The sequence below is a fragment of the Rhodococcus sp. NPDC019050 genome (assembly GCF_055664235.1).
In genome coordinates this window covers 35,513-57,539 of the sequence record NZ_JBVOON010000012.1, presented here as the reverse complement: position 1 = coordinate 57,539, position 22,027 = coordinate 35,513, and the positions used below count along the sequence as shown (strand labels likewise).

Sequence of the window (22,027 nt, the reverse complement as noted above, 5' to 3'; positions counted from 1 at the left end):
GGTCAACGCGAACCATGCACACCGGCCGGAACGCTACTTGTGCACTGTGTTCCTTTTTTACGATTCCGTGTCATCCGATCGCGCGTTTGTGAAAAAGTGCTACGGACACGTGTCGGAACACGGTTTCGCAACCGTCCGGTGAAGAGCATGTGCACAGTGCCCGCATCCAGGCGTTCGGGCTGTGCCGCTTGTCCCGGTGACGCTGATGCACGCACTCGGGTTCCGGTGCGAGAGTGGAAACGAACGGCTCGATGATGCCGTGCAGTTCGACTGTTTCCAGGAGTTCGATGACCACACGCACCGAGGCACCTCCGGCATCGCCGGACGGCGCCGACACAGGCACCCCGCTCGCACTGTCTGCACTGCTCGCGGGGACGCTCGTCGGAACCTTGAGCAACAACATCATCAACGTGCCTCTGGCACAGATCCTTTCGCATTTCGATTCGTCGCTGGAGGACGGCGCGTTGCTCGCCGTCGCCTTCCTGCTCACGTTCGCGGCGTCGATGCCGCTCGCGGGGTACATCGGTGATCGTTTCGGCCGGCGTCGCGTGTACTGCGCGGCCCTGCTCGGAACCGCGGTGTGCGCCGCCGGAGCAGCGACAGCACCCAGTCTCGAAATCCTGATCGGGTGGCGTGCACTCGGCGGTGTCGCCGCCGCGGCCTTCGCGCCGGCGGTGATGGGACTACTCGCCTGGTTGTTCGGACCGCAGCGTCGCGCCCGCGCAGTGGGCGCGTGGGCGACGGTCAACGGAATCGGGCAGGCCATCGGCCCCTCCCTCGGGGGACTCATCGCGGGCAACTGGGGATGGCGTTGGGTCTTCGTTCCGCTGATCCCCATCGCTCTGATCGGGTTCGCGGGAACGTTGCGCTGGATTCCGGCATTCCCGGGACGCCCGATGCGACTCGACGTGCCGGGCGCAGCCACTCTCACCACTGGCTCTGCGGGAATTGTTCTCGGTCTCAGCATGTTCGGGCAATCAGGAGTCCCGGTGGGCGTGGCGTGGGCGAGCCTCGCGTTGTCGGCCCTCGTGCTCGTCTGGTTCGTGGTCCACTGCCTGCGCGTGCGTGTGCCGTTCGTGGACGTACGACTGCTCACCGAAAGCCGCTTCGCGCGAAGTTCGGTGGCTTCGTTCGCTCAGATGTTCTGTCTCGGAACCGCTCTTCTCGCAGTTCCGTTACGGCTTTCGGCAACAGGCGTGTCCACAACCACGGCCGGAATGATCCTGTTCTCCCTTCCCGCAGTCATGGCCGTCCTGGCCCCGCTGATCGGGCGCATCACGGACCGGATCGGTGCTCGGCGGGTATTGCGATGCGGATTGACAGTCCTCGCTGTCACCCAATGTGCGCTGGCGGCCGTTCTCGGCGCGAACGATCCGGATCCGTGGCTGGTCGCCGGCGTACTCGCGGTGACCGGAGCCGGAATCGCTGCCGTGCAGACCCCCGCCGCCGCGGGATCCACCCGATCCCCCGCCGGGGCACAGGGAACCGGACTCGGAGTGTTCAACCTGATCCGCTTCGGTGGTTCCGCCGTCGGTGCGGCCTGGGTGACCATCGGGCTCGGGTCCTGGTCTGTCACTGTCGTTTTCGTCGTCTGCGCGCTGGTCGTCGGCAGCGCGTTCGCCGCCACGTTCCTCGGACGCGACCCCGAGGACGTGGAGGACGCCACAGCGACAGTGGATGTGCTCAGAGATAGTTGATTTCGCGCTCCACCGCGGTGTGGAGGTGGTCGAGGAGTTCCAGACGGATGGCGAGCCACGCCGTGAACTGGTTCTCGGGGGTTCGGACATCCATCTCCATCGCGCGTGAAATCCGGTCCAGTTTCGACAACATCGTGTTCCGGTGGACGTCGAGTTCACGTGCGGCCGCATTGACGTTGCCACCGGCGCCGAGATAAGCCACGAGCGTGTCGTAGAGATCGCTGCCGGGCCGGAGCGAACCGAGTACGTCCTCGACGAACCGCCTGCTCCGCTCCGTCTCTGCGACGAGTTCGAGGACGCCGTATCCACGCAGGTCGTGGTACGAAACCGAACCCGACATCCCCATCCGCTGCCCGATCCCGAGAGCCACACGAGCCTGCCGATAGCTCTCGCGGATCTGGTCGGCGCCCGCGGCGGGAGTCCCGTGCGCGACCGGCACCGGACGACCACGACGACGCGACAAATCGGCCGAGACGGCATCCGCGAACTCGGCGATCTCGGCCTCGGTGTCGCGCGCATCGCGGTACCGAAGCGAGCGCACCACCACGAGTACGTCACCGATGACAGTGACGTACGAACGGACAGACGGGTGCGGAAGCACGCTCGCCGCATAGCGGGCGAGCCGAAGCAACCCACCTGGTCCCTCGGCGCCCGACACGGTCGGATTCTCGTCGTATCCCGGGGCGACGAATACCGCGAAGGTCGAGGTGAGGTCGATGTCGTGGTACTCGGCGCGAGCCTGCATGTCGTGCCGACTGGCGAAGCTTCCGTGTACGAGCGCCTGCACGAAGTCGCCCCGCGCACGCTCCTCCGCTTCGTCGACGCTGCGCTGGCGCAACATCTCCGAACCGATGATTGCGGTTGCCTGGGCAGTCACCACCGCGTGCCGGGCGAGGTCGTGCGGGCCGGGTGCGGAACCGCCGGCCAGAACCACCACCCATCCCTCGAAGCGTTTGCCGAGGCGGATGGCGCTTGCGGTACACGTCCAGTGCACGCCGGCGACTCTCTCCTCGATCACCCGCGTGTCGTGGTGGCCTCTTGCGTCCGGTGACGCCGCCCCGGATGCGGCGCGGATACGCTCGGCGATCTCGTCGATCGACGCCGGGTCGATGCCATGATGTGCCACAGCATGACCACGCGCATCGAGCGCCACCGCAGGATGCTGTGCGAGCGATGACACCTCCTTGATCAGCAGGGTGAGCCCGGCACCGCGGTGAAGCAGACCCGCGAGCACGGAATGCACATGAGCGGAATACCGCATGACGTGCACTTCCTGCATCAGGGAGCGCTCGGCGAGCAGCCTGTTGAGCGCAGCGAAACCGACGGGCAGGTCGAGTTCCACGGCAGGCAGACCCGGCGGCCAGGAGGCGATCGTGGCGGGGAGCGCGCCGTCCACGACGAGGCATGCCGCACCGCGCGCAGCGACCGCGGATACGGCCTGCAGATTGGCTACCAGCATCTCGGGACGCACGTACACAGCGACACCTGCCAGTTCGTCGTACCTGCCGACCACTTCGCCGAGGGGCAGCACCCAGGTCAGTGCCCGGTCGAGAGCGTCGTCTCCCTGCACGATGCGAGCGTCCGCCATCAGCGGTTCATCGAGAAGACCACGGACGGTCAAGCGGGGGCTCGGTTCCACGGCGACCTGCTTCCATCGAGGGTGAGGACGCCGGACCGATTCCGACGTCATGCACTTCCTACATGAGCTACCAGAGACACACCTACCCGGAACATGTGCAGTGTGTACACCGACCACGCCGCCTTCGCGGTGATATTGACCCTCCCACTGTGCGCGGTGCGCTGTTAGAAATATGCCACGCCCCCGGCAGCGAGCCTCTCGACCCGACGCCCTTCCGCCCATTCGGGCACTCGTTCGCAAGGACCGTTCCGACCTCGACCCCGAAGTGGAGAACCATGCATCGAATTCACCGAATCACTCTCGACGACGCACTGCCCCTGCTCGCCGCCGGACGCGCGAAGGCCGAAGAAATCGGTGTCAAGCAGACGTTGTGCGTCTGCGACGAAAGCGCGAATGTCATCGCGCTGCACCGACTCCCCGGAGCACGCCTGACCGGAGTCGACATCGCGATCGCCAAGGCATTCACGGCTGCAGGCCACGAGCGCGCCACCCACTTGTTCAACGAGGCGCCGGGCGGCCCGGCGCTCCCGGGCAACGAAGCATTCGGGATCAGTCACATGCTCCCCGGCAAGTTCGCGATCTTCGTCGGCGGGTTTCCTCTCGTCTACGACGGTCAGATCGTCGGTGCGGTAGGGATCAGCGGCGGAAACGGGGAGCAGGACAAGGCCGTCGGGGCCGCAATGCTCGCCGAATTCGATGCGCTGGTCGCAGCCGGCACGCACTGACAGTGCACATCGACCCGGAAAGCGGTCTCTTCCGGCCATTGTGGCCATGGCCGCATCCCTTCTTACGCCTTTAGGCTCGTCACACCGAAACTCGCTGTATCAGCCCGGTTTTCGGATCCGCAACGTCGCGGGACATTCCAGGACGGTATCGACCGTACGACCACCTGTGAAAGGCACATCTCATGACCGAACTGCTCGGACGCGACGAATTCCGCGCCGCACTCGAAAATGCCATCAAGGGACGAGAAGCCAAGAACGCGTCGTTCAGCAAGGCGTGGGCCGAGGGCAAGCTCGAGAAGCATCACTTCGCCCGCTGGGCCGAAAACCACTACCACTACGTGGGCCCCTTCGCCGACTACCTCGCGAACATCTACTCCAACACACCCGACCACTACACCGACGCGAAGGATTTCACCCTTCAGAACATGTACGAGGAGGAACTCGCCGACATCCGGCACACCGATCTCCTCATCAAGTTCGCGGAAGCCTGCGGCACCACGAAGGAACGCGTCGAAGACCCGAACAACATGAACGCCGTGACCCGCGGGCTCCAGGCGTGGTGCTACGCGGTCTCCCAGCGTGAACACTTCGTGGTCGCCACCGCGGCGCTGGTCGTCGGCCTCGAGTCCCAGGTGCCGAGCATCTACAAGAAGCAGATCGTCCCCCTTCGCGAGGTCTACGGCTTCACCGAGGACGAGATCGAATTCTTCGATCTGCACATCACGTCCGACGTCGTCCACGGTGAGCGCGGCTACCAGATCGTCCTGGACTGCGCCGACACACCCCAGTTGCAGCAGCGTTGCCTGCAGCTCGTGCGGTGGGGTGCGGAGATGCGCTTCTCGTACACCAAGGGCCTGTACGACTCCTACGTCGCGTCGGACCTCGAACTGGCATCCGTCTGACCCACTACCGGCGGGCGGCCGGTGACGCACGACCGCGAGCAGGGAGCGGGAGCCCCCACCGGACTCCCGCTCCCCTCTGCACGAGCGACAGGAGAACCATGTCCACCGACGCCACGAGCACCGGCGCAGGCCCACAGACGTGGGTTGCCGTCGCCACCATGAAAGAACTGACCCGCCGCCGCAAACTGCGAGTGGAAGTGGAAGGTCTCGCGATCGCGCTCTTCCACACGGACGGCCGCGTCTACGCCTTCGCCGACCTGTGTGTTCACCAGGACCGCTCCCTCGCGAAAGGCACCCTGCTCCACGGACGGGTGATCTGCCCCGGGCACCAATGGCGGTTCGACCTCGACACCGGATACGAAGAGGACCAGGACATCTGCCAGCCGACATACCCGGTTCTCGTCGACGGGGACACCGTCCATATCGCCCTCGCCGCGCGACGCGACGTCGACACTCCCGAGAAGGAAGGCACCACATGACCGTTCGTACCGTGGTTACCGTCGGCGCCGGCCAGGTGGCCGCCGGTGTCGCACGCACCCTGCGTCGCCGGGGCTTCGACGGCCGCATCGTCCTGCTCGGCGACGAACCTCACGCTCCGTACCAGCGCCCGCCGCTGTCCAAGGAATTCCTCGCGGGTCGTGAGCCTGCCGAGTCGCTCTCGCTGTTCACGCCGCGGTGGCTCGACGCCAACGACATCGACGTCCGGACCGGAGTCACCGTGCGCCGCATCGACCCCACGACAGGGGCCGTAGAAATCGACGGCGGATCGGTCGCGGCCGACGCAGTCGTTCTCGCAACCGGCGGCCGACCCCGGACCATCGAGTCGACGGGTTCCCGGCCCGACCTCGTCCACTATCTGCGCACACTCGACGACGCCCTCGCTCTAGCACCGCGCCTCGTCTCCGGGTCACGGCTGATCGTCGTCGGTGGCGGCTTCATCGGACTCGAGATCGCCGCGACAGCGCGATCGCTCGGGGTCGACGTGACCGTCGTCGAACAGAGCACGAATCTCCTCGGCAGCATCCTCGGCCCACAGGTCGGCGGATACTGCGCCGACCTGCACCGCCGCAACGGTATCGACCTGCGCACCGGCACCGGTGTCGCTGCCGTGACCACGTCCGACCGGGGCGTGTGCGTCACCACGACGGACGGCGACACGATCGAGGCCGACACAGCGGTCGTCGGCATCGGCATCGTCCCGAACACCGAGGTCGCAGCCGCGAGCGGCCTGCCTGTCGACAACGGCATCGTCGTCGACGTACACGGCCGCACCTCGATCCCGAACGTCTACGCGGCGGGTGATGTCGCGAATCGCTTCTCACCCCGAGCGGGGCGGCACATCCGCGTCGAACATTTCGACAACGCCAGCCGGCAATCGGGTGTCGTCGCCGACACGATCGTCGGACGCACCTCGCTCTCCGACGATCCGCACTGGTTCTGGTCCGACCAGTACGATACGAACATTCAGTTCGCCGGAACATTCGCAGGCACAACAGACTTCGTGACCCGCGGTGACATCGAAACGGGCGAGTTCTCCGTCTTCTATCTCGCGGGAGACACCCTCACCGCGGCATTCGCCATGGACCGCGGCGAAGACATCATGGCTGCCCGCGAACTCCTCGGCCGGCAGGTCGACGCTGCTCGCCTCGCGGACGAAGACACCGACCTGTGGGAGATGTACGAAGAAGTGGAGCCCGCATGACGATCACCGGCCTGAACCTTATCGACGGGCGCTGGGTACCGGCAGCATCCGGTGCGGTTTTCGAGCGCCGCAACCCCGCCGACGAAACCGACCTCGTCGGAGTATTTCCCGACTCGGATGCAGTCGACGTGCGCAATGCTGTCGACGCGCTCGACAAAGCCGCGCCCGAGTGGGCCGCGACCGCCCCCGAGCGCCGCGCCGCCATCCTGGAGGCCGCGGCAGACCACCTCGCCGCGCAGGCAGACTCCCTCGTCGAAGAACTGATCCGTGAGGAGGGCAAGACACGGGCAGAGGCCACCATGGAGGTGAGCCGCACACCGATGAACCTGCGGTTCTACGCCGGTGAAGCCGCCCGCGCGACGGGTTCGACCTACCCCTCGCCGCCACCGATGACCGTGTACACCGTGCGTGAGCCGATCGGGATCGTCGGCGCCATCACCCCGTGGAATTTCCCGCTCAACATTCCCTCTCGCAAGCTCGGCCCGGCATTGGCTGCGGGAAACACCGTCCTGTTCAAGCCATCCGAGATCACACCACTGATGGGGCAACGTCTGGTCGAGGCGTTGCTCGCAGGAGGACTCCCCGCCGGCGCGATCGCACTCGTCCAGGGCGGAGGCGAAGCAGGTGCTGCTGTCGTCGAAGACGAACGGGTCGCAGCAGTGACGTTCACAGGTTCCACCGCTGTCGGGCGGTCGATCCACCGCAGCATCGGTCCGGAACGCCGGGTGCAATTGGAGATGGGTGGAAAGAACCCGGTCGTGGTGCTCGCAGATGCCGATCTCGATGCTGCTGCGGCGCTCATCCTCAAGGGCGCCTTCGGCCTGTCCGGCCAAGCGTGCACCGGCACCAGCCGGGTCGTCGCCGTCGACGAAATCCATGACGTGTTGCTCGACAAAGTTGTGGCCCGCACCGAAGCGCTGACTGTCGGGATCGGCGCCGACGCCGTAATGGGGCCGCTTGCGAGCTCGGCGCAGCTGGCCAAGTTCCTCGAATACGTGAAGATCGGTGTCGACGAAGGTGCCCGCCTCGTGTGCGGCGGAATGCGCTGTGCGGATGAAGCACTCGGCAACGGTTTCTTCGTCCGGCCGACGGTGTTCGCCGACACCTCTCCCGGGATGCGACTGCTGACCGACGAAATATTCGGCCCAGTGCTGGCGTTCCAGCGCGCGGCTTCGTTCGACGAAGCGCTCACCCTGGCGAACGACGTGGCGTTCGGGCTCAGCGCCTCGGTCGTCACGAAGAATCTCTCCGATGCTCACCGGTTCGTCGCCGGATCCCGCACGGGGCTGGTGAAGGTCAATCAGCCCACCACGGGGATGGCGATGAACGCTCCGTTCGGCGGATACAAACAGTCGAGCACCCAGACTTTCAAGGAGCAGGCGGGCCCGACGCTCATGCAGTTCTACCAATCCGAGAAAACCGTATATCTCGCGCCCGAAGCCTGACGCTAAGCAAGGTTGTACACCACATGCCTGGAGGAAAGACCATGGAGTTCAAGCGAGTGGCCCGTTCCGGGCAGGTAACCGAAGGTATCGTTCGCCGGTTCTACGCCGACGACTACGAGTTCGCCATCTCCCGGCTCGACGGCAAAGCGTATGCGACGTCCAACTACTGCTCCCACCTCGACTGCCTGCTGTCGTCCGGGAAGCTGGTCCAGGACGGAATCGGATGTTCCTGCCACGGAAGCGCGTTCGATCTCGAGACCGGTGAGCCCATCTGCCCGCCGGCGACCGAGCCCATCAAGACGTATCCCTGTGAAGAACGCGACGGCGAGATCTTCGTCGGCATCGATCCCACCGAGCCCCCGGAAGGTCCTCGCCGGCGTCGGATGCGGTCGGCATGACGTTGCGGAGCATCCGCCCGGCGACCCTCGCGACGGGTGGCCTGGTCGCCTCGAGTCATCCGCTCGCGAGCCAGGCGGGTGCACGGGTACTCGCCGACGGTGGCAACGCGGTGGACGCGGCGCTCGCGATGGCCGCGGTCACGTGGCTGACCTTGCCCGGACAATGCGGGATCGGCGGCGACGCGTTCGCCGTGGTGCGAGAGCCGGACGGTTCCGTATGGACCGTCAACGGCAGCGGGTACGGACCCGACGGAGGCACGCCGGACTTCTACCGCGACAGGAACCTCTCGGCGATTCCGCTGGACGGCGCACTCGCCGTCGCGGTGCCCGGCGCGCCGGCGGCTCTCGCCGCGCTGCACGAGCGTGGGGCGAGCATGCCGTTGGCCGACTTGTGGGAACCCGCCGCACGCATCGCCGAACACGGACTCCCCTGCTCCGCCAAAACCCGCGCCGACGTCCGGGCCGCGCTGCACGCTATCCGCGCGGACGCCGGGCTCGCATCGGTATATACGCCGGGAGGTGCCGTCCCACGCGTCGGTGATCGCCTGCCTCAGCAGGACCTGGCGCACACGATCCGCATTCTCGCCCGCGACCCCGGATCCTTCTATACGGGCGCCCTGGCCGAACGATGCGTCGCTGCCGTCACGGATTCCGGGGCACCGTTCACCGGTGACGAATGGCAAGCGTGTGCCGTGGTGCCCGCCGAAGGTGCGCTGACCGGGACGTATGCCGATGTGACGGTGCACCAGACTCCGTTGCCGACACCCGGATGGATGGTGTTGCAACAAGCCGCGCTGTGCGACGGCGAGCTGAGCACGGAAGACTGGTTGAGCGCCTCGGCCATCGACCGAATGGCGCGGGCGGCAACAATCGCCTTCGAAGACCGCCTGCGCTGGTGCAATTCCGAGAACGACGGCGCCGAGAGGACACTCGCTCCCGCGAACATCGGTGCGGGCAGAGCACGGCTCGCAGAGCGGGGTGAACCCGCTGGGGCCTTCTCCGTGTCGGACGGCGATACGACATCGTTCGTCGCCGTGGACGGCGAAGGGCGAGCCGTGTCCTTCATCCATTCGCTCGCGTTCACGTTCGGGGCGAAGTTCACGGTGCCGGGAACCGGCATCGTCCTCAACAACCGGCTCGGGCGCGGTGCGTATCTGATCGACGGTCATCCGAACGAGGTGTCGCCGAGACGAAAGCCCCTGCACACGCTCAACGCATGGATCGTCACCGGTAGCGACGGGCGGCTGATGCACGCCGGCAATACGCCGGGTGGCGACGGCCAGGTGCAATGGAACATGCAGTTGCTCTCGCATCTGCTCGATCACGGACTCGATCCCCAGCAGGCGGTCGAGGCGCCACGATTCACGGTATTCCCCGGCTCCGACGCCGACACCCTCGGCAGAGCTCCGGCGTTGCGGATCGAAGCACGTGTCCCCGAAGAGATTCGGCGCTCGTTGGAGGCCATGGGCCACCGGACGACAGTTCTCGACGAGTACGGCGCCGAAGGCAGTGCACAGATCATCTCGCTCGACGAGCGTGGCGTGCTGCGCGGCGGCAGCGATCCCCGTCAGGAAGGAGTTGCTCTCGGTGTCGAATGAGACTGCATCGGAGGCGGGTTCGGCTCCGGCGCCGCAGGGCCGCTACGTCGCGGCGGTACTGGCCGGCGACACCATCCGGACGGCGGGAATGACGCCGCGGCGCAATGGAACACTCACCGTCACCGGAAGGGTCGGTGCGGAGGTGACGGTAGCGGAGGCGCAGAACGCGGCAGGCTTGGCCGTGCGCAACGCACTCGCAGCGGTTCAGTCGGTGCTTCCCTCCGGCCGGAGCTTTCGTCCGGTCGAGATGGTGGTGTACATCGCCGCCGCCGACGGATTCACCACGCTGTCTGCCGTAGCCGACGGTGCGTCGGATGTCATCGCCGACGAATTCGGGCCGGCGAACCTGCCCGCGCGCAGCGCTATCGGCGTGTACGCCCTCCCGGGAGGCGCGCCGGTCGAGATCGCCCTCACCGCCACAGTTCGCTGACCCGCGTGCAACACGAGCGTCACACTTCGAACAAGGTGCACATCAAACCGGCCTCCTCATAGCCCCTTTCGCCGTTGACGAGGGGTTTTCCGGCGATCAATATCGTGCGACACCGGGCGACACATGATCGACGGGAACGTCGTTGCACGGCCCGGCCTCCATTTCCTCACTCGCTGTGCGAGTTCGATAGAAGGAGCCGTACGTGACCGCTGCACACCTCGTGTTTCTGCTGGGCCTCGCGTCGTTGATCGCGGCGATGGCATTACGCAAGAACGTCATGATCCCTGCGATCGTCGCGACGTTCGCTACGGCCTTCGCATTCAGTGGCAGCGTCCCGAACGCGATCATGTCGGTGTTCCGGGCGACCATCACGTCCGGTACCGCCCTGTTCGAGATCTTCATCGTCATCGCCGCGGTGACCTCGTTGCTCGCAGCGATGCGCGCCATCGGCTCGGACGATCTGATGGTGCGTCCGGTCAGCAGGTGGATGGTGAACGGCCGCGTCGCATACCTCGTCCTGTTCGGCTTCACGTATCTTCTCTCCCTGTTCTTCTGGCCCACTCCGGCACTCGCCCTGATCGGTGCGGTTCTCCTCCCTGCAGCGCTCAAGGTCGGCCTGCCACCGCTCGGCGCGGCGGTTGCCCTCGCGATCTCCGGACAGGGAATGTCCATCGCGTCCGACTACGTGATCGGTCTGGCACCGTCGATTTCCGCGAGCGGTGCGGGCGTTCCGGCGGACGACATCGCCGACCGCGCACTGGTGATCTCCCTGATCGTAGGGATCACCGCCGCGGTACTCGCCTACGTACTCAGTGTCCGTCCCCGGATGCGAGCGTCCGCAGATTCCGACATCCAACCGGACGCCGAAACGGACGACACCATCGACGGCTCCGGAACTGCACTCGCCGAAGTGCATTCGGGTGTCGGCCCCGAAAGGGGCGTCACCGACGCGTCCGGTCCGGCAGGATCTGCAACTTCCGCAGGAGTTCTGGAGGTGGAACTTCCGGGCGTCGAGGACGACGACGTGAGGATTACCGATCGGCCGCAACTCACCCGCGCGTGGGCTATCGGCGTACCGGCGGCGTTCGCAGCGGTCCTGGTCTACATGCTGGTCGGGCGTTTCACCGATCTCGTGCCCTGGGAGGACGGCGCGGGTGCATCTCTCGTCGGCGGCGCGGCACTCGTGCTCATGGCGCTGGTTACGGTCACCTCGCGCCGGGCCGATGCTCTCGAATTCTGCGCCACGCATTTCATCGACGGCCTGTCCTACGCGTTCAAGGCCATGGGGATCATTCTCCCGATCGCGGGTTTCGTGTACATCGGCATTCCCGACTACTCGGGCGCCGTGCTCGGTCTCGGCGAAGACGTCACGCCTCCCGCATTCCTCTTCGACACCGTCGAAATGGTGCAGCCGTACATTCCCGACAACGGTGCATTCGTGGCGTTCAGCATGCTCTTCATCGGCATGGCGATCGGTCTCGACGGGTCAGGATGGGCCGGCCTCCCGCTGACAGGTGGATTGGCCGCGGCTCTGGCTCCGCAATCGGGAATGGACACTGCGACTTTGGCAGCGATCGCACAGAACGGGGCCACGTGGACAGGCGGTGGCACCCTGGTGATCTGGTCGTCGCTGGTGGTCGTCGCGGGATTCTGCCGGATACCGGTGACGGAACTGGTGCGCCACCTCGTTGTGCCCGTCATGGCCGGACTGCTCCTCGCTACGACGGTCGCGATCTTCATCTTCTGATCGAAGTTTTCCCGCCCCACAGACGAGAGACGAAAGAGGAAGCTTATGGACTCGGTACCGTTTCGCTACGATCCTGCGCGGTGCGCTCTGATCGTCATAGACATGCAGAACGACTTCTGTTCCCCGGATGGATCTTTGGCCCGCAAGGGTTTCGACGTCACCGCCGCAGTTGCGATGGCACCACGCCTGGACGACCTGATCGCGGCCGCCCGGACAGCGGGAGTGCGGGTGATCTTTGTCCGCACCGAGCACGACGAGACAACCGATACCCGCCAGTGGCTCGGACGTCTCGGCGACGGACCCGATGCGGCCCGCACCGGAATCACCTGCCGGACAGGCACGCCAGGAGCGGACTTCTACGGCGTCGCTCCTCGGAAAGGGGACGTGGTGATCACGAAGAATCGGTTCAGCGCGTTCGTAGGCACCAACCTCGACCTCACGTTGCGCTCCCTCGGAATCGATTCGCTACTGTTCACCGGCGTTGCCACCGAGGTCTGCGTCGAGTCGAGCCTCCGCAACGCGCTGTTCCACGAGTACTGGGTCTCCCTCGTCGACGACTGCGCCGCGACATACAGCCGAGCGGCACACGACGCATCCGTGGCCGTTGTCGCACAGAACTTCGGCACCGTGGTGACCGCAGAGAAGCTTCAGGCGTTCTGGAACACAGCTCCGGCATCGTGACCCGCCGTTGGGCGGGAATCACACGCCCTTCCTGCCGGCCGTCTCGATCCCGCGGCTACTTCTCGTCGAGCCTCTTCGCGCCGAGGACGTCCTCGAGCAATTCGATCGCGACCTCTTCGGGGTCGCGCCGGGCCGACGGATCGCCGGGCGTGGCCGCTTCGGCGAACATCTGCTCGACGTCCTCGGGCGTCACCGCCGACGGATCCGGGCGCGCGAGCGGCACATAGCCGGGCTCGGGTCCGAGGTCGTCGGGCAGATCGGGGGCCTCGGGCGGCGGAATGTCGTCGTCGGGACGGGTCGCGGGGGCATTCTGCGGAGTGCCCGACGGCGCGGTCGACGCCGGCGAGGGCGCCGGAGCCTGCTTCGCTTGACTCGGACGGGAGAACCGGGGCTGGCCGGTCTGCCGCGAGGGCGCTTGTGCGGGGGCCGCCTTGACGGGTACGGCCGGAGCGGACCCGTGCACGCACGTCACATCGAACGTGCCGCCGAACACGTCGCCGAGCGCCGAGGCGATCACGGTCGCGTTGCGGGCTTCGGCCAGTCTCTTGACCAGTGGCGCAGAGTCGTGGACGAGCACGACGCGACGACCGTCGACCTCGCGCACGGTCGCGCCGGACAGCATCACCTCGACGGTGCGGCTGCGGTCGCGCACCTTCGCCCGCACCTCGGACCACACCGCGCGGATCGCGGCGGCGTCGGGTCCGGCCGGCGCGGCGTCGGGGGTCTCCGGCGCCTGCGGCGATACGGCCTGCGCGGCAACCGGTTCCGGGGTTCGCGCGGGTGGCGGGACAGCCTCGGCAGGTGCACCGGAAACGTCCGGGGTGGACGGACCTTCAGCCTGTCCGCTCCCGTCCATGTCTTCTCGCGGCGGCGTCGCGGACGGCGCCGGCTGTTCCGGTACGGACTGCGACTGCGGTTCCGGCGTCGGCTGCTGCTGAGGCGCGGGAGTTGCTGCAGGAACGGGCGCAGCGGGCGCGGGCGGAGCCGTGGTGCCGGCTTGCGGAGCGGGCGGGGCCTGTCGCTGAGACGGACGCTGGAACCGTGTCGCGGCTCCGTCGGGCGCTCCGGCCGGCTGTGGCGGGGCGGCGACCTCTGCCGCCGTCTCGCGTGCCGGGACAGCGGCGGGTGCGGCGGCCGGACGTGCCGTCACCATGCCCTGTTCGAGCCGCTCGAGCCGTTGCAACAGAGCCGAATCCGTATCGGAGGCGGCGGGGAGCAACATGCGGGCGCACATGACCTCAAGGAGCAGTCGCGGCGCGGTGGCGCCTCGCATCTCCCCCAGCCCGGCGTGGACGATCTCGGCGTAGCGGGTGAGCGTGGCCGGGCCGATCCGCGACGCCTCGTCGCGCATCCGCTCGAGGACGTCGCCTGGGACGTCGATCAGGCCGCGCTCGGGAGCGTCGGGGACGGTACGCATGAGGATCAGGTCGCGGAACCGTTCGAGTAGATCCACTGCGAACCGCCGCGGGTCGTGACCGGCGTCCATGATCTTCTCGACGGTGCCGAACAGCGCCGCGCCGTCGGCAGCGGCGAGCGCGTCGACCGCCTCGTCGATGAGGGCGACGTCGGTGACCCCGAGAAGCGCCAGGGCGCGCTCGTAGGTAACGCCTTCGGGACCGGCGCCGGCCAGCAACTGGTCCATCACCGACAGCGAGTCGCGGGGAGAGCCACCCCCGGCGCGAATCACCAGCGGATAGACCGCGTCGGCGACCGGCACGTTCTCGCGCGTGCAGATCTCCTCGAGCAGACCGCGCATGGCGGTCGGGGCGAGCAACCGGAACGGGTAGTGGTGGGTACGCGACCGGATGGTCGGCAGCACCTTCTCGGGTTCGGTGGTCGCGAACACGAAGATGAGGTGCTCGGGCGGTTCCTCGACGATCTTGAGCAGGGCGTTGAAGCCCTGCGTGCTGACCATGTGGGCCTCGTCGATGATGAAGATGCGATACCGGGACTCGGCCGGGGCGTAGAACGCGCGGTCGCGGAGTTCGCGTGTGTCGTCCACGCCGCCGTGACTCGCGGCGTCGAGTTCGGTGACGTCGAGGTTCCCGCCGCCGCCAGGCCCGAGCGCGATGCACGACGGGCACTTTCCGCACGGCGTGGAGGTCGGACCTTCCGCGCAGTTGAGCGATCGGGCGAGGATGCGAGCAGACGACGTCTTGCCGCAACCGCGAGGGCCCGAGAACAGGTAGGCGTGGTTGATGCGCCCGGAATCGAGGGCGGTGCTCAGCGGGACGGTGACGTGCTCCTGCCCCACCACCTCGGCAAAGGTCGCGGGTCGATATTTCCGGTACAGGGCCACGCGCCGAGAGTACCGGCGTGGGCCGACACTCGAGCAGGTCGGTCCGGGCGAGGGCAGCACTTTCCCTGGTCTCGGACGTGGCACAGGACGGCGGGTGCTCGACTTCATATCGAAAACCTTGACTAACGATATATCGCGTTCTATCTTGATCGTGTCACTACAACGAAGGAGAACGCATCATGCGCACTCATGGAAACCCCCGCGGCCGACGCCGCAACTCCATCGATTCCGATCTCTTCCCGGGCGGCCCGTTCGAACCGGACGGCCCACGACGCGGTGGACCGCACCATCGAGGAGAAGGACCTCACGGCCGCCCGCATCGCGGACACCCGATCCACGGCGGACGGCGCGGTCGCGCACAGCGCGGCGACGTACGCGCGGCCGTCCTGATGCTGCTCGCCGACGAACCGATGCACGGATACCAACTCATGCAGGCGATCGCCGACCGCACCGGTGGCGCGTGGCGTCCCAGCCCGGGAGCGATCTACCCGACCATCGCGCAACTCGAGGACGAAGGGCTCGTCGCGGTCTACAAGGACGGCGGACGCAAGCTCGTCTCCTTGACCGACGAGGGGCGCGCCCATCTCGACGACCCGGAGAACACACCGATCGATCCGTTCGAGGGGCACACCCGCGAAGCCGAGACACCCGATCTGCGGGCCGCCCTCCACGGGCTGCAGCACGCCGCGAGGTCGGTTGCCGTGAGCGGTACCGACGCCGATGTCACCGCGGCACACAAGGTGCTCACCGACGCGAAGAAGGCACTGTACCGAATTCTCGCGGACGACGGCGCGAACGCGTCGACCGAGGATGAATGACCGGGCCGCGGCCCGTAGCTAGCTCCCCGCGAACAACCGGATGCGCTGCTCACGGCTGCGCTCGAGGTGTGCGCGCATGTGCTCGCGGGCCGCGGTCTCGTCCCGTGCCCGGAGCGCGTCGAGAATCTGCTCGTGCTCGTCGTTGAGCACGTCGGGCTCGCCGTAGTTCGACGGCGGGCCGGAATCGTAGATCCGCAGCTGAGTGGTCAACCGCACCAGTAGCGACGTGATCGTCGAGTTGTGCGCCGCCTGCCACAGAGCTTCGTGGAACCGGAAGTTCCCGGTCCGCACCGCAGCCTCACCCGTCGCACCGCAACAGGAATCGTGAAGCCGCTCGAGCCTCGCCAGATCCAGGTCGGTGTGCCGGATCGCAGCGGCCCCGGCAGCCTCCGATTCCAGCGCCACCCGCGCAGCATAGATTTCGATCACGTCCTCGGCCGTCCCCGAGCGCACGCGGAAACCGCGATTTGCACGCTCGAGCAGCCCGTCGTGGGCGAGCCAGTTCAGCGCCTCCCGGATCGGCGTCCGGGACGCTCCGTAGGTCTCGCTGAGCTGCGTCTCGTGCAGCGCGGCTCCCTGGGGGAACTTGCCGGCGAGGATGTCCGAGCGCAGACGGAGGTACTGCTTGGACGTCTGGTCGTCGCGCCCGGTCGGCGGCTCCACGAGGAGTGAGTTCCCCAGGTCTGCCGCGGTGTCCTGCTCGGTCATGTACGCCCCCGTGTCCTGATCCGGTGTGTCCGCCGATTATGCCACCGGCGACACACGAATACTTGCGTATACGATATCGTCGTCCCGAACACAGCAGAGATCGACGAAAGGATGCACGGTGCACGACCACGCGTCACGAGCCGAAGAAGTGCTCATCGACGCCGAGACGCTCGCGCGCGATCCTCGCTCGTACACGATCCTCGACGCCACCGTGTCCTTCCCCAAGCCCCGATTCGACGGGGACTACCGCCCCGAACCCGGGTACGCAGCCTGGCGCGACGCCCACCTGCCCGGTTCGTTGCACGCCGATCTGCTCGGCGATCTGAGTGCGGGTGATCCCGCCCTGCACTTCTCCCGCCCGACCGCGGACAGGCTCGCCCGAGTGCTGGCCGACCTCGGAGTCGCTCCCGACGCGGACATCGTCGTCTACGACGAAGGCGGAACAACCTGGGCTTCCCGCCTCTGGTGGATGCTGCGCAACGTCGGCATCCGGGCGCGGGTGCTCGACGGAGGTCTCGCACACTGGACGGCGCTCGGTCTGCCCGTCGACACCGGCGACGCGCCCGCCCGACCCGTCACCTCGCCGCGGACCGGCCTGACCGATCTCGGCTTGTGGCGGGACCGGGACGACGTTCTCGCAGTCCTGGCAGGCGACGCCCCCGGCACCCTGGTGTGCGCACTCGACCACGAGCACTTCACCGGCGTCGCCACCACCCGCTACTCGCGCCGGGGACACATTCCGGGGAGCCTGAACCTCCCCGCCAAAAGCCTGCTCGACGGTGGACTCGTGCGGTCTGCCCCGGACGTGGCCGACCTCGCCGATGCGACCCTCGGCGCGGCATCGCGGCCCCTGATCCTCTATTGCGGTGGCGGCGTCTCCGCATGCCTCGTCGCCCTCGCGCTCGTTCGGGCAGGGCACGACGACCTCGCGGTCTACGACGGATCGCTCGAGGAGTGGTCGGCGGATCCCGCCCTGCCGATGGTTTGCGAAAGGGCCGACGGTGAATCGATCGGCACGGAAGGGGAGGGCGACGCATGATGCGATGTCCCCCGTCCTGACTCCGTCCCGAATCCCCTCTGCGACAGGATCTTCTGTGTCTTCTACGACGAACACTCCCACCGTCGACGACCTGGCCTCGGCCCTCGATGCGCTCCGCGCCCGGGTTCCGTTGGTGCAGTCGCTCACCAACATCGTCTCCGCGAACTTCCTCACCAACGTGCTGCTCGCCGCCGGAGCCAGTAACGCGCACATCGACAACGCGCACGAGGCAGGAGAATTCGCCCGCATCGCCGGCGGAGTTCTGATCAACCTCGGCACCCCCGACGACGGGACCGCCGTGGCGTTCACCCGCGCCGCCGAAGCAGCGCACGAAGCGGGCACCCCCTGGGTTCTCGACCCCGTCGGTGTCGGTGGTCTGTCCTGGCGCACCGGTCTGGCCGCCGATCTGCTCGGATTCCGGCCTACCGCCGTCCGCGGCAACGCATCCGAGATCATCGCGCTCGCCGGACTCGGCGGCGACACCCGCGGAGTGGACAGTGCCGACGAAGCCGCCGCCGCGGTTCCCGCCGCGCTGGCACTGCTCGAGCACGCGGACGTGGTGTCGGCATCGGGGCCGGTCGACTACCTGGTCGGCCGGGACGCCGCCGGGCACGTCACCGGACTGCGCATCGCCGGAGGCAGCGCGATGCTCCCCCGCGTGACCTCCACCGGATGCTCGCTGGGAGGCCTCGTCGCCGCATACCTGGCGGTTGCCCCGACTCCGCTGATCGGCCTCGCGGCCGCACATGCCCACGTCGCGGTCGCAGCCGAAATCGCGGAAGAGAACTCCACCGGTCCCGGTTCGTTCGCCGTGGCCTACCTCGACGCACTGTTCACCGTCGACGCGGCGACGCTGCGCACCCGCGCTCGCATCGAGACTCTCGATCTCCCGACGAAGGACGCACACTGATGGGCATCAAGACCTTCTGGTACCTCACCCAGGCAGACGGCGACTACCCCTGGAGCCCCAACGGGCTGTACCCGGTCGACGGGCAGCGCCAGATCGAACTGGCCAAGACCATCGACGAGGGCGGCTTCGACGGTGCGCTCGTGGCGACCTGGCCGAACGACCCGTTCATCTCGGCGACGTGGGCTGCCGCGCACACCAGCAGGATGAAGTTCCTCGTCGCGATCTATGCCAACATGACACCCGCACGTCTGCTCGCCGAGAAGGCGCTCACCTTCGATGCATTCAGCGGTGGCCGATTGATGATCAACTCCGTCAACGGCCGGGAGAACATCCTCACCAAGTACGACATGAACGTCGAGCACGACCGGCGTTACGAACTCGGCGAACAGTACTGGGACGAGTTCCGCCGCATCTATGCCGAGGGCACGGAGTCGAACTTCCCCAACACCCCGTTGCGCATCGATCCTCCCGGCGGGGACCATGCCGTGCCGCTGTGGGGCACGGGCGATTCCCCCGCGGGATTGCAGAACGCCGGCAAGGTTCTCGACGCCTACCTGGTCATGCTCCGCGAAAACGCTTTCGTGCAGGACAAATTCACCGCTGCACGCGAATCCGCGGCTGCCGAGGGACGCGAGTTCACCGACTTCGGCGGACTGTCCGGAGTCATCGTGCGCCCCAACCGCACCGAGGCGATCGACCGCTTCCGCTCGTTGTTCGAAAAGACCGGGATCGACCGGATCCGCGAGGTTCTCGACAACGCGGTACGCCGGCGGACGGGCGGTCGGCAGACCCTGGAAACCTTCACGGCTCGCGACGCGCAACGACAGGGCTGGGTCGACACGATCAACGCCGGAAAGCTGCCCGAACCCGAGGACCTCTACCTCGGGGACGGCCTGTACGCAGGAATCACGGCGTGGTCGCCGCTGGACATCTTCGCGACCGGATCATCGGCGGTGTACTACGTCGGCGAACCGGACGAGATCACCGGTCACGTCCGCACACTGCGCGACACGACGGGTCTGACGACGCTCATCCTCGCCGGATGGCCGCTGATCGACGAGGCGAAGAACGTCGCGGAGCATCTCATCCCGCGGTTCCGCGAACTGTGATCCCGGCGGAGGCGGCCTAGGATTCCTTGGCCGCCTTCGCGGCAGCCTTGGCCGCCTTCTTGAACTCACGTACCTCGAGCAGCGTCTGCTGGTCGACGACGTCCGCGATGGACCGTCGCGAATTCTTGTCGCCGTAGGCACCTGCGGCCTCTCTCCAGCCCTTCGGCTCCACACCGACCTGCTTGCCGAGCAGCGCGAGGAAGATGCGCGCCTTCTGGTCGCCGTATCCCGGCAGCGCCTTCAGCCGTTTGAGCACTTCCTTGCCGTCCGGGTCTCCGGACGTCCAGATCTCTGTGGCGTCACCGTCGTAGTGCTCCACGAGGTACCCGCACAGCGAGTGGATGCGTTCGCCCATCGACTTCGGGAACCGGTGGACCGCCGGGGGTTGCGCGCACACGGCGACGAACTCGTCGGGGTTCATCTCGGCGATCTCGCGAACATCGAGTCGGCCGAGCCGATCGGCGATCTTCTTCGGCCCCGCAAAGGCGGTTTCCATCGGGACCTGCTGATCGAGCAGCATCCCGATGAGCAACGCGGCCGGATTCTGCGAGAGCAGAGCGTCGGCGTCCGGGTCCCCCACGAGATTCAGCGTCGATTCCATGGGTCGATCATGCACCGGCCCGCACACCGGACGCCACAGCCCGCCCACAGAATCGGCGTCGCTCTCGGAGCGCCACGGGTCGAGGCGCGCGCGTAACCGGACATTGCCGACAGGGTGTGGAAAACCGGATCATGCGCGATTTCAGCTGGTCACACGGTTGCGTTCACAGTTGTCCCCGCTCGGTCCACCGGATCTCCACAGGTTTGTCCACAGCTTGGGAACAAGCGTGGACGACTGTTTCGCGGGGACTGCCCGGGTCTGTTCGGACGGTCTCGGGCTACGCCTCGAGGTATTTCTCGGTCGCCGCGAGCAGCACGCAGGTCGCGACGCCGTCCATCGCCTTCTCGAGTTCGCCGAGCGATGGGAAGCTCGGCGCCAGGCGGATGTTCTCGTCCCGCGGGTCGTTCTTGTAAGGGAACGCGGAGCCTGCGCCGGTAAGCGCGATTCCCGCGTCCTTCGCGAGCGAGATGACGCGCTTGGCGGTGCCCTCGACGACATCGAGACTGATGAAGTAGCCACCCTTGGGGTCGGTCCAGGACGCGGCCTTCGACTCCCCCAGCCGATCTTCGAGAATCCGGCGGACGAGCGCGAACTTCGGAGCGAGAATCTCGCGATGCTTGGCCATGTGGGCACGCACACCGTCGGCGTCGCCGAAGAAGCGCAGGTGCCTGAGCTGGTTCACCTTGTCGGGACCGATGGTCTTGATGCCGAGGTGCTTCTGGTACCACGCAAGATTCTCCGTGGAGCTTCCGAAGAAACTCACACCGGAACCGGCGAAAGTGATCTTCGACGTCGACGCCAGGGCGAATACGCGATTGGGATGGCCCGCCTGCGCGGCGAGACCCAGGATGTCGATTGCCGGAGCCAGGTCCTCGGTGAGCGGATGCACCGCGTACGCGTTGTCCCAGAAGATCCGGAAGTCCGGGGCTGCGGCCGGCATCGACACGAGTTCGCGTGCAACGTCCTCGCTGTACACGACACCGGTCGGGTTCGAATACGTGGGCACCGTCCACATGCCCTTGATCTGCGGATCGTTCGCAACGAGATCGGCGATCAGGCGCACGTCGGGTCCGTCGTCGCGCAGCGGAATCGGGATCATCTCGATGCCGAGCGACTCCGCAATCGCGAAGTGCCGGTCGTAGCCCGGTGCCGGGCACAGGAACTTGACGGTGGGCTCCTGCGACCAGGGGCGGGGTGAGCCGACCGTGCCGTGCAGCAACGACCACACGACCAGGTCGTGCATGATTTCGAGGCTCGCGTTGTTGCCCGCGACGAGGTTCTCGGCGGGGATGTTGAGCAGTTCGGCGAAGATCGCGCGCAGCTCGGGCAGGCCGGTGAGGCCGCCGTAGTTACGGGTGTCCGTGCCGTTCGCATCGCGGTAGTCGTCCTGCCCGGGCAGCGACAGCAACTCCGCAGAGAGGTCCAGCTGTTCGGGCGACGGCTTGCCGCGCGTCAGGTCCAGCGTCAGCTTCTCGGTCTTCAAGCGCTCGTAATTCGAGGACTGGCGCTCGTGCTCTGCGACGAGTTCCTCATGGCTCATCAACCCGAACTGGGTTTGCCTAGGCATGCGGAGGGACCT

At 66.9% G+C, this 22,027-nt stretch carries 20 protein-coding genes; 15 read left to right on the top strand and 5 right to left on the bottom strand.

The genetic code is table 11. The annotated features are described in order from the left end of the window. The first annotated feature begins 287 nt into the window (after positions 1–287). Entirely contained in the window at positions 288–1,697 is a 1,410-nt protein-coding gene (locus AC0B44_RS13860; protein WP_471903430.1) for an MFS transporter, read from the top strand. On the opposite strand, the gene AC0B44_RS13855 is transcribed toward AC0B44_RS13860, so the two are convergent. Beyond that, complete coding sequence (locus tag AC0B44_RS13855; RefSeq protein ID WP_471903429.1) at positions 1,684–3,387, bottom strand: PucR family transcriptional regulator; 1,704 nt, start codon at positions 3,385–3,387, stop codon at positions 1,684–1,686. The genes AC0B44_RS13860 and AC0B44_RS13855 overlap by 14 nt on opposite strands. A gap of 224 nt (positions 3,388–3,611) precedes the next feature. On the opposite strand from AC0B44_RS13855, the gene AC0B44_RS13850 reads away from it, so the two are divergent. The 10 genes from AC0B44_RS13850 to AC0B44_RS13805 all read left to right on the top strand — a co-directional run bounded on the left by AC0B44_RS13850 (position 3,612) and on the right by AC0B44_RS13805 (position 12,964). Beyond that, a complete protein-coding gene (locus AC0B44_RS13850; RefSeq protein ID WP_169622578.1) occupies positions 3,612–4,061 on the top strand; it encodes a GlcG/HbpS family heme-binding protein in 450 nt (149 codons plus the stop codon). Between the two features lie 182 nt (positions 4,062–4,243). Beyond that, positions 4,244–4,963 (top strand): TenA family transcriptional regulator, encoded by a 720-nt coding sequence (locus AC0B44_RS13845; protein ID WP_471903428.1) that lies wholly within the window; start codon positions 4,244–4,246, stop codon positions 4,961–4,963. Positions 4,964–5,061: 98 nt separating this feature from the next. After that, positions 5,062–5,442 (top strand): Rieske (2Fe-2S) protein, encoded by a 381-nt coding sequence (locus tag AC0B44_RS13840; RefSeq protein ID WP_471903427.1) that lies wholly within the window; start codon positions 5,062–5,064, stop codon positions 5,440–5,442. Continuing rightward, the gene (locus AC0B44_RS13835) at positions 5,439–6,665 is read left to right on the top strand and encodes an NAD(P)/FAD-dependent oxidoreductase (RefSeq protein WP_471903426.1); all 1,227 of its coding nucleotides are present in this window, start codon (positions 5,439–5,441) and stop codon (positions 6,663–6,665) included. Before AC0B44_RS13840 ends, AC0B44_RS13835 begins: the two co-directional genes overlap by 4 nt. Beyond that, entirely contained in the window at positions 6,662–8,110 is a 1,449-nt protein-coding gene (locus AC0B44_RS13830) for an aldehyde dehydrogenase family protein (RefSeq protein WP_471903425.1), read from the top strand. Before AC0B44_RS13835 ends, AC0B44_RS13830 begins: the two co-directional genes overlap by 4 nt. Before the next feature lie 41 nt (positions 8,111–8,151). Then, positions 8,152–8,508, top strand: coding sequence for a Rieske (2Fe-2S) protein (locus AC0B44_RS13825; RefSeq protein ID WP_072705202.1), 357 nt, complete (start codon positions 8,152–8,154; stop codon positions 8,506–8,508). After that, positions 8,505–10,106, top strand: a complete 1,602-nt coding sequence (locus tag AC0B44_RS13820; protein WP_471903424.1) for a gamma-glutamyltransferase family protein — start codon at positions 8,505–8,507, stop codon at positions 10,104–10,106. Before AC0B44_RS13825 ends, AC0B44_RS13820 begins: the two co-directional genes overlap by 4 nt. Then, a complete protein-coding gene (locus tag AC0B44_RS13815; protein WP_471903423.1) occupies positions 10,096–10,536 on the top strand; it encodes a RidA family protein in 441 nt (146 codons plus the stop codon). The genes AC0B44_RS13820 and AC0B44_RS13815 overlap by 11 nt, the downstream gene beginning before the upstream one ends. Before the next feature lie 202 nt (positions 10,537–10,738). Beyond that, a complete protein-coding gene (locus AC0B44_RS13810) occupies positions 10,739–12,283 on the top strand; it encodes a permease (protein WP_471903422.1) in 1,545 nt (514 codons plus the stop codon). A 45-nt stretch (positions 12,284–12,328) separates the two neighbouring features. After that, positions 12,329–12,964 (top strand): cysteine hydrolase family protein, encoded by a 636-nt coding sequence (locus AC0B44_RS13805; protein ID WP_471903421.1) that lies wholly within the window; start codon positions 12,329–12,331, stop codon positions 12,962–12,964. Between the two features lie 55 nt (positions 12,965–13,019). Here the strand turns inward: AC0B44_RS13805 and AC0B44_RS13800 are convergent, their stop codons facing one another. Beyond that, entirely contained in the window at positions 13,020–15,263 is a 2,244-nt protein-coding gene (locus AC0B44_RS13800) for a DNA polymerase III subunit gamma and tau (protein ID WP_471903420.1), read from the bottom strand. A gap of 179 nt (positions 15,264–15,442) precedes the next feature. Here AC0B44_RS13800 and AC0B44_RS13795 point away from each other — a divergent pair, with 179 nt between their 5' ends. Continuing rightward, positions 15,443–16,081: a PadR family transcriptional regulator gene (locus tag AC0B44_RS13795; RefSeq protein ID WP_471903419.1), complete on the top strand. Its 639-nt coding sequence runs from the start codon at positions 15,443–15,445 to the stop codon at positions 16,079–16,081. Between the two features lie 18 nt (positions 16,082–16,099). Here AC0B44_RS13795 and AC0B44_RS13790 read toward each other — a convergent pair whose 3' ends face one another. Beyond that, positions 16,100–16,789 (bottom strand): GntR family transcriptional regulator, encoded by a 690-nt coding sequence (locus AC0B44_RS13790; protein ID WP_471903418.1) that lies wholly within the window; start codon positions 16,787–16,789, stop codon positions 16,100–16,102. A 118-nt stretch (positions 16,790–16,907) separates the two neighbouring features. Between AC0B44_RS13790 and AC0B44_RS13785 the strand changes: the two genes are divergently transcribed. Genes AC0B44_RS13785 through AC0B44_RS13775 form a run of 3 tightly spaced genes read left to right on the top strand, consistent with a single transcriptional unit; the run spans position 16,908 to position 19,847 of the window. Continuing rightward, positions 16,908–17,828, top strand: a complete 921-nt coding sequence (locus AC0B44_RS13785; RefSeq protein WP_471903417.1) for a sulfurtransferase — start codon at positions 16,908–16,910, stop codon at positions 17,826–17,828. A gap of 55 nt (positions 17,829–17,883) precedes the next feature. Continuing rightward, a complete protein-coding gene (gene thiM, locus AC0B44_RS13780; protein ID WP_471903416.1) occupies positions 17,884–18,738 on the top strand; it encodes a hydroxyethylthiazole kinase in 855 nt (284 codons plus the stop codon). Beyond that, positions 18,738–19,847, top strand: coding sequence for an LLM class flavin-dependent oxidoreductase (locus tag AC0B44_RS13775; RefSeq protein ID WP_471903415.1), 1,110 nt, complete (start codon positions 18,738–18,740; stop codon positions 19,845–19,847). The genes thiM and AC0B44_RS13775 overlap by 1 nt, the downstream gene beginning before the upstream one ends. Before the next feature lie 16 nt (positions 19,848–19,863). Here AC0B44_RS13775 and AC0B44_RS13770 read toward each other — a convergent pair whose 3' ends face one another. Together AC0B44_RS13770 and AC0B44_RS13765 are read right to left on the bottom strand one after the other, a co-directional pair. Continuing rightward, positions 19,864–20,448, bottom strand: a complete 585-nt coding sequence (locus AC0B44_RS13770) for an HhH-GPD-type base excision DNA repair protein (protein WP_471903414.1) — start codon at positions 20,446–20,448, stop codon at positions 19,864–19,866. A gap of 277 nt (positions 20,449–20,725) precedes the next feature. Further along, a complete protein-coding gene (locus tag AC0B44_RS13765; RefSeq protein ID WP_471903413.1) occupies positions 20,726–22,015 on the bottom strand; it encodes an aspartate aminotransferase type Ic in 1,290 nt (429 codons plus the stop codon). Positions 22,016–22,027: the final 12 nt, after the last annotated feature.